Origin of the sequence: uncultured Brachyspira sp., assembly GCF_944390595.1 — a bacterium.
In the GTDB taxonomy this organism is placed as follows: domain Bacteria; phylum Spirochaetota; class Brachyspiria; order Brachyspirales; family Brachyspiraceae; genus Brachyspira.
In genome coordinates this window covers 1-11,694 of sequence record NZ_CALXRN010000114.1, presented here as the reverse complement: position 1 = coordinate 11,694, position 11,694 = coordinate 1, and the positions used below count along the sequence as shown (strand labels likewise).

10 protein-coding genes and 1 pseudogene are annotated in these 11,694 nt (G+C 28.7%); all 11 read right to left on the bottom strand.

Annotated features, from left to right (window positions below; genetic code table 11):
• Positions 1 to 221: 221 nt before the first annotated feature.
• Positions 222 to 839, bottom strand: coding sequence for an acetate uptake transporter (locus Q0J90_RS06270; RefSeq protein WP_297277083.1), 618 nt, complete (start codon positions 837 to 839; stop codon positions 222 to 224).
• Positions 840 to 981: 142 nt separating this feature from the next.
• On the bottom strand, positions 982 to 2,133 hold the full coding sequence (locus Q0J90_RS06265; RefSeq protein ID WP_297277082.1) for a fused response regulator/phosphatase: 1,152 nt from the start codon (positions 2,131 to 2,133) through the stop codon (positions 982 to 984).
• Positions 2,134 to 2,147: 14 nt separating this feature from the next.
• Positions 2,148 to 3,464 (bottom strand): FtsW/RodA/SpoVE family cell cycle protein, encoded by a 1,317-nt coding sequence (locus Q0J90_RS06260; RefSeq protein WP_297277081.1) that lies wholly within the window; start codon positions 3,462 to 3,464, stop codon positions 2,148 to 2,150.
• Positions 3,457 to 5,442, bottom strand: coding sequence for a penicillin-binding protein 2 (mrdA, locus tag Q0J90_RS06255; RefSeq protein WP_297277080.1), 1,986 nt, complete (start codon positions 5,440 to 5,442; stop codon positions 3,457 to 3,459). Before mrdA ends, Q0J90_RS06260 begins: the two co-directional genes overlap by 8 nt.
• A gap of 233 nt (positions 5,443 to 5,675) precedes the next feature.
• On the bottom strand, positions 5,676 to 6,329 hold the full coding sequence (locus tag Q0J90_RS06250; protein ID WP_297277079.1) for a DUF4405 domain-containing protein: 654 nt from the start codon (positions 6,327 to 6,329) through the stop codon (positions 5,676 to 5,678).
• 388 nt (positions 6,330 to 6,717) lie between these two features.
• The gene (locus tag Q0J90_RS06245) at positions 6,718 to 7,422 is read right to left on the bottom strand and encodes a flavodoxin (protein WP_297277078.1); all 705 of its coding nucleotides are present in this window, start codon (positions 7,420 to 7,422) and stop codon (positions 6,718 to 6,720) included.
• A gap of 49 nt (positions 7,423 to 7,471) precedes the next feature.
• Positions 7,472 to 8,305 carry an SDR family oxidoreductase gene (locus Q0J90_RS06240; RefSeq protein WP_297277077.1) on the bottom strand — a complete coding sequence of 278 codons (834 nt, stop codon included), beginning with the start codon at positions 8,303 to 8,305 and terminating at the stop codon, positions 7,472 to 7,474.
• A gap of 25 nt (positions 8,306 to 8,330) precedes the next feature.
• Positions 8,331 to 9,179 carry an aldo/keto reductase gene (locus Q0J90_RS06235; RefSeq protein ID WP_297277076.1) on the bottom strand — a complete coding sequence of 283 codons (849 nt, stop codon included), beginning with the start codon at positions 9,177 to 9,179 and terminating at the stop codon, positions 8,331 to 8,333.
• A gap of 26 nt (positions 9,180 to 9,205) precedes the next feature.
• The gene (locus Q0J90_RS06230) at positions 9,206 to 10,276 is read right to left on the bottom strand and encodes an alpha/beta fold hydrolase (protein ID WP_297277075.1); all 1,071 of its coding nucleotides are present in this window, start codon (positions 10,274 to 10,276) and stop codon (positions 9,206 to 9,208) included.
• A 99-nt stretch (positions 10,277 to 10,375) separates the two neighbouring features.
• Positions 10,376 to 11,503 carry an alpha/beta hydrolase gene (locus Q0J90_RS06225; RefSeq protein ID WP_297277074.1) on the bottom strand — a complete coding sequence of 376 codons (1,128 nt, stop codon included), beginning with the start codon at positions 11,501 to 11,503 and terminating at the stop codon, positions 10,376 to 10,378.
• 65 nt (positions 11,504 to 11,568) lie between these two features.
• Positions 11,569 to 11,694: pseudogene (locus Q0J90_RS14720) on the bottom strand (flavodoxin); the annotation flags it as partial.

Genomic DNA, 11,694 nt, shown 5'->3' with positions numbered 1-11,694 from the left:
ATAGTTAAAATTGCTATTTTTAATCTCATAACTTTTTATCACCTTATAATATTATTATAACATAATATAGAAAAAACTGTAATATGTCAACTAAATTTTGTTATCATAATTATTATCGTAATAATCAGATATTTAGTTATCATATTTTTTTTATTTATTTTGTATAAAAAATAGACTATACATTAAAAATGTATAGTCTATAGTAACTTGATATTTATTAATTATGATATTTTTTTAAATATACCTAATGGTTTGCCGACAGGTAATACTACTCTTCCTAAATTCTTATTTAATACTACGGCAGCACATCCGTAAAAACCTATTAAAGCAGCAGCAAGTTCTGATATTCCCGCTATAAATTGTGTTTCTTTTGGAGCTATACCTAGATAGTTTAATGCCATTGCTATAAGCAGAACATCAACAGCCAAGAATATAAAAAATAAAACTTTATGAGCTTCAGCAGCACCTATTGTAAGAGGACCTACAAGAAATAAATAGGCAATACATACAATTCCAAACTGTTTCATATCAAGAGTTTTTTGCATATTTTCTCCAAATACTCCTGTAGAAATTAGCCATACAAAAGCAACAGCACTCCAAAATAATCCAAAAGCTCCAAAGACAGTTGCTCCAAATACATTATCCTTTTTAAAATCAATTATGCAGGCTAAAAATTGAGTTATAGATCCTAAAAATATAGCCCAAGGTATAAGTCCGGATACTCCAGTTGTTAACCCTAACTTTTGAGTAGATGCTACAAAAGTTATCACTGCAAGACCAAATAGCCCGAATGGAGCAGGATCTGCAAGCGTATGTGTTACTTTTACTTCATTATTCATATGTACTCCTATACTGTATTTATTACTTAGTATAGAAATTTTTTTTAATATGTCAAATAAAATTACAATTTTTTACAAAAAAATTAAATTATTGTGATATAGTTGTTTTTTTATTTATGAAAAAAATGTTCAGTTTGCAATATTATTCTGTTCTTCTTAATAATATCATACTTATATCATCGGATAATACATTATCAGAAAATGATTTTAATTCCTTTATAATGTTATCTTTTATAACATTAACGTCTTTATGAGAATGTTTTATGAATGTATTTTTAAGCAGTTCATCTCCAAACATTTTGCCTTCTTTATTAAAAATTTCATAAGCACCATCTGTGAATATAAATAATAAATCATTATGATTTAATGTGATTTTTGTTTCTAAATATTCACTTTCTTCCATCATTCCTACTAAAGGTCCGTCAATGTCTATTTCTTTTACTTCATCTTTTGATTTGTATATAGGTTTTGGAGAGCCTGCTGAAGAACATATAAATTCTCCTGTTTCATTATTATAAATAGCAAAGAATATAGAAGCAAATAAGTTTTTATCAAAATTTTCTTCTATAAAAAAAGTATTTAATTCTTTTATAAATTTTGCAGGCGATGTATTTTTATTGTTAATGAGAACATGAGTATCAAAAAAAGATTTTATAAGTATAGTAAGCATACTCGCAGCAATCCCATGTCCTGAAACATCTGCTAAAAGTATTGCATACCATCCGTCAGCAATTGATTTTATACCGCTGTAATCTCCAGAAACATCATTTGGTGCATAATGAAAAATAGATATATCATTTTTAGGTATAGAAGTATTTCCAAAAGAAAGTATAGTTTTTTGAAGCCTTGAAGCATATTCAATATCTTGTTTTAACATATTCATATACATAATATTAGATTCTATGGCTTTTTTTAATCTCATATATGCTTTCATTTTAGATAATAATATATCAGTGTCTATGGATTTTAAAAAGAAACCGTCAGCCCCGCATTCATAAGATTTTAAGCATTCATTTTTATTATCTGTAGCTGTAAGGAATAATACGGCTATATTTTTCAGCATATTATCATTTTTTATATGCTGTGAAAGACGGCATGCTCCTGAATTTGGAAGCATATAATCAACAAGTATGCAGTCTGGTATTTTATCATAAGACATGTGTATAGCTTCTTCATAGGAAGTGGCTATATATGATAAATATCCGGATTCTTTCAATAAATTTTGTATAAATTTAGCATAGTCTATATTTGAATCTACTATTAAAACTTTTTCTGTTAAAATATTGCTTCTCATACTAATAACTTTATTTAATGAACATATCTTCTAGCTTCAACATTAAATATTAATCCTATAGATATAGCAAAAGTCCATATAGAAGAACCTCCGCTGCTTATAAAAGGCAAAGTCAATCCTGTAATAGGCATCATTCCCACAACCATTCCTATATTAATAATAACATGGCATAAAAACATAGCTATAACACCTGATACTATTAAAGCACCTAGTCTGTCTTTAGCAAAATAAGCTACCATTGTACCTCTTATAAATATTGTTGTGTATGCCAAAACTACTAAAGCACTTCCTATAAATCCCCATTCCTCGCATATATTTGAAAAAATAAAGTCATTAACCTGCTGAGGTATGAAATTTAATTGAGATTGGCTTCCATTTAAAAATCCTTCACCAAGAAGTCCTCCGCTGCCTACGGCTATAAGTGATTGTATTATATTATAACCTGAACTTAATCTAGTTAATTGAGGATTCATAAATACAAGCAGTCTTTGTTTTTGATATTCTTTTAATCCTATATCAAATATTAATGCTGCTCCCATACATAAGAATAATACAAAAAATGAGAAGGATAATAAACTTACATATTTACTATTCATATAAAAATTTAAAGTTAGAAGAAGTGCTGATATAAATAAGAATATTCCAGCCAAATATCCTATATATATTCTCTGTGAAAGGAAATTAAAAAGTATATTATCTATATCATCAGACATTCTTTTATACTCTAAAAACATAGGTATAGATAATCCTATAACGCCTATACTTATTAAAGCTATAATATATCTTGTAGGTACTCCTCCAACAAAAAGCATTATAAATACTATGAAACAGTATACTAATACAGTACCTAAATCCGGCTGAAGCAGTACTAATCCTATAGGTATAGCTATAAAAAATCCTGCTAAAGCAAAATATTTAATTTCTTTTATTTTGTCGCCTATTTGATCCAAATATCCTGCAAGAAATATTATAACTACTATTTTTCCAAACTCAGAAGGCTGCATACCGAATAACCAGCTGCTGCTTCCATTAACTGTAGTACCAATACCTGGAATTAAAACTAATACAAGAACAGCAAGCATTGGTATATATAAAGCCATTCTATGTTCGGCTAATTTAGTATAGTTTATAAACATACTAATAAATATTAATATTAATCCGGTTGTACAAAAGAATAAAAATTTTAAAAACATCCAACTGGTTTTACCAGATTCCGGCGAATATGTAGATGAATAAACAGCTATCGCACCTGCAATCATTAAAAATATAATTGCTGCTAATATTTTCCAATCGAATACAAATAATTTTTTTAATTCTTTTTTTTCATTCATATTTTATCCTTTCGTCTTCACCAGATTTTTTATTTTCTTCATTATTGTTTATACCAGCATCTCCATTTTCTAAAGCAGCCTGTTCTCTTGCAAGTCTGATTTGCTGATAAATATACTGCATTCTGCTGTATATTGCATTTCTGGCATCCATAGCATTTTCGCCTCCAAGTATAGAACGAAGCATAGCAGTTGCAATAGGACCTGCAGTAGTACCGCCGCCGCCGCCGCTATGTTCTAACATAACTGTAACAGCTATCATATCATCAGTAGGTCTTGGATCATAAGGTCCGAATATAGTAACCCAAGTATGGTCTTTACCTTGAGCATTTTGTGCCGTACCTGTTTTAGCTGCTAATTTGATATTAGGAGACCAAGCACCGTTTCTCGCAGTACCTCCGGTTACAGCCATTCTCATACCTTCTTTTACAACAGTAAATATATTTTGATCTATATCTAATTTTTTTATTATTACTTTATCATTATTATATATAACTTCATCAGTTTGAGAGCTTCTTATTTCTTTAACAACATGCGGTCTGTACATAATACCATCATTTATTATAGCAGAAGTAGCCATGTGTACAGCTATAGGAGTAGCTGACATATAACCTTGACCCATAACATATTGAATAGTATCTCCGTCCCACCAATATTCTCCGATTTTTCTTCTTTTCCAATCGGCACTAGGTACAACTCCTACTTTTTCTCCTGGTAAATCTATACCTGTAATATCTCCGAATCCTAACATTTCAGCATATCTTTTGATGAAATTAGGTCCTAACTCATAAGCTAAGTTATAAAAATATGTGTTGCATGAGAATTGAATAGCCCTGTACATATTTACATATCCATGCTGACCTGTACATCTGTAGAATCTGTTTTCAAGAAGCATACCGCCGCCGCAATATCTTGTAGTATTAACACCTATTCTTTTTTCAGCCAATGCTCCTACAGAAGTTACAAGTTTGAATGTTGAACCAGGAGGGTATCTTCCTCTAATTGCTTTATTCCAGAATGGGTTAGCTGGATTATTTATAAGTTCTGCATATTTTGTTCTGTCTATTTTTCCTATAAATATATTAGGGTCATACCAAGGAGAACTTACCATTGCTAATATTTCTCCTGTTGTAGGCTTGGATATAATTACAGTACCTACCTGACCTTTTATTAATTCTTCTGCATCTTTTTGTATTTTAGAATCTATACTTAAGATAAGCTTTTTTCCAGGAATTGGTTTTCCTATTGCAGGGCTTATAGTTTCTTTAACTCTGTTTCTTGAATCTACTATCCATTGTACGTATCCGTCTATACCTCTTAATTCCTTATCATAGAATTGTTCTACGCCTTCTTTACCTATCATGCTGTTTCTTCTGTAACCTTCAGCTTGTTTGCTTTCAAATTCTTCCTGAGATATATTTCCTATGTAACCCAATATATGAGTCATTGTTTCGCCTAAAGGATAATGTCTTATGGATTTGCTTCCATAATATACTCCTGGATATTCTTCTGATCTTTCAGCTAAATAACTCATTTGAGGCATTGTTATGCTTTCTGATATTTCAACCGATTCATAACTGTTTTTAGGTACTTTTTCCAAGCTTGACTTTATATGCCCTAAATCTATATTAAATACTTTTGATACTCTATATAATAATTCTTCTCTTTCAAAATAGTTCTTAGGTAAATAAACAGGTATCATATACATTGTGTATGTTTTGATATTTTCAGCAACTATAATGCCGTTTCTGTCATAAATTTCCCCTCTATAAGCATCAATTGGTATTATTTGTTCTTTATTGTTCCTTGCTAAACTATCATAATGTTCATTTTGTATTATTTGCAAATAGAATAATCTTATTAATAGCAGTACAGACACTAGTATAGAAATTGCAAAAACTACTATTAATTTTTTCCTATATTTGAAATCTTCACTTACGATTTTTTTGTCTTTATTTAATTCTATTTCTAAAAAATTCATGTATAAACCTTTTACCTTTTAAGAATTATTATTAATATAGTAATATTATACTAACAAAAAATTTTTATCAATAATATAAATAACGGTATTTTTTCTATATTATTAACTCATTGTTAATATTATGTTAATTTATATTAACTTAAATAATATAATATTTTATATAAAATTTAAATACAAAAAAGCTGCTTAAACGTATAAATTCAGCAGCTTTTTCATTTTTTATGATTATATTTTCAATTGTTATTGAATTTCATGCTTAGTCTTTGCAAATAATAACTTATAAATATGAACAATCCCATTATAGATACATAATCCATAAAGAAAAATACTACAGGTTCTTCATAATTAAAAAAAGCAAACTCTACAAGTAAAAACATCTTATTATATAGTCCTCTTTTAATAAATGAAATAATACCGTATAAGGCTATCAATGAAGCTATTACTATAGATATCTGCTTTTTTATATTAATGAATTTTTTGCTCATATTTATAAACATACCCCAATGCATTCCTAAATGTGCGGACATAAATATGAATCCCCAAGAGTTTGAAATCATATGCAGGCGTCTTGTGAACATTCCGCTGTTATGAATATTAAGAAATCCTAATACCCTTTGAGAAAATAGTATTCCGCTTATCATAAGTCCTGCCATACATATAAAAAACATAGTATTAATAAATGTATTCAATGTTCTGTTAAAATTGTATTTTCCTTTTGGCAAATTTTTATACCAATTAAAATTAAGTATATGATGAAGTATAAAAAATATAAAAAGTGAGAAACCCAAATATTCATGTACAGCATCTCCCGTAAAATGATATGCCATTAGAGTGAAAAAAAGTAAAGTCATTATTATATCTACTATTATTTTAATTATTTTCTTCATAAATAAATTTCTCCTTTTTTTATATAATATAATTGATTGTTTTTTAGCATATAACTAAACAACTATATTTTGTCAATTTTAGTTTTTTCAATTTTATTGTTTGTGGGGGCTTTGCCCCCACACCCCTAGTTCTTTTGTTGGCACATACGAAGTACGCCTACGGCGAGAACCAAAAAGACTGCATTTTTAGGATATATCCTATATTTAACAGGTATGTTTTTAATATAAAGTTCTAGCAATTGCGTTTTTTGCTACTTTTTTATGCGGCAAAAAAGTAGATAACATTTATATAAAGTGTATCAGTTGGCAAAGTTAAAAATTTTAAGTATATACTAAAAAGATTATAAAATATTTATTAATTTATTTTTCAAAAACATACTATTTAATTTTAATAATCTAATTTTCTCACCCAATCCACAACTTTACTTTTTGAATTTTTTACTTCTGGTCTGTATACTCCTATAGGATCTAATACTTTGCAGTTAGCTGGCAGTAATTTTTTTAAATCTCTTATTGTTCTTGAAAGCCCTCCAGTTCCATGCGTACAAAATGGTATTATAGTTTTTCCTGATAAATCATGGCTTTCAACAAATGTAAATACTGCCATAGGACATGTATACCACCAATTTGGAAAGCCTAAAAATATAACATCATAATCATTTATATTATTAATTTTGTCAGTTAGTGCTGGTCTTTCATTATTATCCCTTTCTTTTCTGGCTTGATTTAAACATTCATCATAGTCGCTTGAATATTTATTTTGCGTTTTTATACTGAATAAATCTCCTCCTGTTTCTTCCTGTATCCAAGTAGCTATTAATTCGGCATTACCTGGAGAAAGTACGCTTGCAGAAGTTTCAGCATCTGGGTCAATAGATGAAGGATTAGATACTACTGTGTTATCTGACCAAGTGAAATATGCTATTAATATTTTTGAACCGCTTTGAGTATAATTAATATTTTCTGCTTTGTTTTCTGAATTTTCAATATTAGAAACTATGTAATCTGTTTTTATTGTTTTACCAGAATTATTTTCATTACTGCATGATGATAATATAATTATTGATAAAAGTATAAAGATTAAATTTTTCATAAATCCTCCTTAAATAGATTTTTATAATTTATGATTAGTATTGAATTTTTTATTTATTGTTTGATAGTTCTCCATACCACCAAGATGCCGTTACGCCACCGTCCATAAGAAAATCACTTCCAGAAATAAATGATCCTCTGTCAGTCATTAATAATTCAGCAACATTTGCTACATCGTCTGGAGTTCCTGCTCTTTTAGAAGGACAAAGATCAAGCATTCTTTTATACATTTCTCCTCTTGGTCCGTTTAATTCATCATTAGCTAATGGAGTAATTATTATTCCTGGACTTATTGAATTTAGTCTTGCTCCTCTTTTACCCCAATTACTGGATTCATACATTACTCTAAGGCAATTGCATCTTTTTGATAATTGATAAGCTTTTAATGTATCAGAAGCTTTTTCAAGTATAGGCATAGATAATAATTCTTCTGTGGGTGTAGTTGCAAGCATTTTATTTTCTTCATCAGTTAAAGAGCCTAAACGATACCCAGATTGAGAAGATATTATTACTCCGCTTCCGCCTTCTTCTATTACTTTACCGAATTCCTCAAGAAGTACAGCAGTTCCATATAAATCAACTTTTAAAATATCTTCAATTGGTGCTTGAGAAGGTGAAACTCCAGCAGCATTAACAAAATATTTTATTTTTCCTAAGCTTTTTGAAAAATCTATAAGTTTAAAAATTGATTCTCTTGAAGAAATATCAGTTTCACATATAGAAGTTTGAAATCCTGCATTATATAATGTTTTAGATTCTCTTTCAGCATTTTTTATATTGAAATCGGCAAGTACTATATGTTTTCCTATACCTATTCTTCTTGCTATAGCAATTCCTATAGATCCAGCACCTGTTAAAACTAGAACATCTTTACTATTATTCATTTCTATTCTCCTTATATTTATTAAATTATTCAAGAACCCTTTCTGATAAAAGTTTTACCATTTTATGATCCTGATGAGAGAAAAAAGAACTTTCATTTTTGTCAAGAGATGAAATTAATTTTATGTCGCTATCATCTAATTCAAAATCAAAAATATTGAAATTTTCTTCCATTCTTTCTTTTCTAATAGTTTTAGGTATTACTACTATATTTCTTTTTACAAGCCAATTTAAAATTATTTGAGCTATAGATTTATTATATTTTTTAGCTATTCTTGATAATATTTCATTAGTAAACATATTATTTCTTCCTTCAGCAAAAGGAGCCCAAGACTGCATTTGTACATTATATTCATTCATAATAGTTTGATAATCATTTTTTTGATAAAATGGATTTACTTCTACTTGATTTACTGCAGGTACTATTTCATTATGCATTATTAAATCAACCAATCTGTCAGCAAAAAAATTGCATACTCCAATAGCTTTAATTTTTCCATTTTTGTATAACTCTTCCATGCATCTCCATTCTCCGTAATAATCACCAAAAGGCTGATGTATTAAATATAAATCTAAATAATCTAATTGAAGTTTTTCAAGAGAATTATTAAATGCTTTCTTAGTATCTTCATAACCGTTTTTTTGTATCCATAATTTTGTTGTTATAAATAATTCTTTTCTGTTTATACCGCTTTCTTTTATAGCATCTCCAACAGCTTTTTCATTTTTATATGAAGCTGCTGTGTCTATTAATCTGTATCCTGTTTCAATAGCATTCAATACTGCTTTTTTACATTCATCATAATCTTGAATTTGATAAACTCCAAAACCTAAAATAGGCATTTCCAAACCATTATTTAATTTTACATATTTCATTTATAAATCCTTTTGATATTATTTTATTATAAATTTTTTTCTTTTAAGTATTTTTCAAGTAAGTCTGCTATTTCTAAATTATTTAAATCTGAAAAAGGAAAATGAGTATTTCCATATATTCCAATTTCTGGAAGAATTACAACATTAACATCAGCATTATAAGATTGTAAAGTTTCTTCCCATTTTTTTATTAACTCTACTCTTAATCTCCACTCTTCCAAATAAGGATTATCAGATTTTTCTTTTGGTATATTATCCCCATAATAAATTACTATAGGTATACTTGCTAATTTTTTGAAATCATCTTCAGGTATTTCTTTTATAGGAAAATATGCAGGCATAGTAATATTAGTAGGTGAAGTATTCTCAGGAAAAGGTAAACTGCATCCGCCAGGCTCATATAAAACTAATGCTTTAACATTTTTATTTTTTATTGCTGTAAAAAATGCAGGACCAGCTCCTTGAGAATGTGCTGCTAAAATTCCTTCTCCTATTCTATCAAATAATGCAGATAAACTATCAGATACTACTTCCTCATCAAAACTGCCTGTATTAGGAGTAACTTGCTGAAAGTATTGTGTTAAAGTTTCTTCATCATTTTTGAATTGTACATTTTCAAAAAAATCAGGCCAAGAACCTATTCTAAACCAATTAAACAAAGACTGCTCATCATGAGTAGGGTTGATAGTTATGGCTACAGAACTTCTTCCAGCTCTTCCTCTCCTTGGCTGATCTACCAAATATACACTATATCCTTTTTTTAAGAAAATATTTTGAAAACCTTCTCTGCCATCTGGAGTAGTTTCAAAACTTTTAGCAGATTGTCCGCCTCCATGCAAAAATACTATAGGGTATTTTTTAGCATTAACAGGTATTTGATAAAATGTATATCCGTGGTCGCTATGATATGTTTGTCCGTTTGAACTTGGAAATAAAGTATCTTTTTCAAATTCTCCATCTGCAGATGATACTTTACCGCCAAATGTGAAACTTCCTTGTTTATCTATAATAATTTTATTTTGTGTATTATTAGATGTATTGTTATTGCATGATATGCTTAATAATATTGTTATAAAGACTAATAATAATTTTTTCATTATACAATCCTTAAAATATTTTTTATTTTCTGCTGCCTATTAATTATAATAAGCAGCAGGAAAATAGGAGAATAAGAGTTTTATACTTTATAAACCATATTATTGTAAATTATTCTTGTAAAATTCATCTAATTTACTAACAGCTTCATTTACAGCATCCTGTTTAAAATATGTTTGTATATGTGTGGCATCTTTAAGTTCATAAAGTTCTTTATTTTTTGTTCCTGAAGCATTCTCAAAAATTCTTCTGCTCATATATGCTGTATCTGCCTTATCTCCAACTAACATTAAAAGCGGCTGATTTAGAAGTTCTATATTATTTATTACATCAAAACTCATAAGATCTAATAATGAACTTGTTGTATAGGCAAAGCTTGAATGAGGATGGGCATGAGTATCACCATAATATATTGCACCTTCTCTGTATAAATCTGTAGGTATTTTTGCCAATTCTTCATCACTCAATTTCACAGGTGCTGAACTTGTATATGTTACTTCTCCAGTTAATGCTTCTTTTTGTCTAGCTAGACTAGCTTCTTCTAAACGTTCTTCTATAGAATCAATTTGAGAATCTAAAAATCCGTTCCTCCTTACAAGTCCGCTGTCAAACATACTTAAAGTTGCCACAGCTTTAAATCTTTTATCTGTTTGTACAGCTTTTATAGTATATCCACCGCCTCCGCATATTCCTAATACTCCTAAGCGATTTATATCAGTACCTTTAAAAGTTGATATAAAATCAGCTGCAGCTCTTATATCATTTACACGGTTATTTGGAGTATCAATATTTTTTGGAAAACCTTCGCTTCCTCCTTGATATAAAGCATCAAAAGCTATTGTAATATATCCAAGTTCTGCTAATCTTTGTGCATAAAGACCAGATACTTGTTCTTTAACTCCTCCATTAGGGTGGGCTACTACTATAGTAGGATATTTTTTATTAGAATCAAAATTTGCAGGTGTATATACATTGGCAACAGCTTTATTTCCTCCTATATTATATGAAACGGTTTGTATATTTAATTTACCTTGTTCATTTTTTTCTATAGCTCCATCATAAACTAGACCGAAAGGATTTTTTTCTGCATTTCTTTTTGCTTCTTCACTTGGATTTACTATATATCTTTCTTCTGCATTCATTTTATTCTCCTTTTCTGTTTTATTTACATTACATGAATTTAATATGCCAATAATAGCTAATATACATAATAGTGTAATTTTATTCATATATACTTTCTCCTATTTATCTTCCCATTAATTAAAATAATCAATGGCAAGATAATAATAAAATTTTATAATATATTTATATTTTGAAGCCATGTTTTTATATTATTTTCTGAATTATTAACGCTTCCTCCAGATATACTCAAACCTTCTAGTATAGTTGAATTAGGACATAATGAAGTTATATCAGTAAC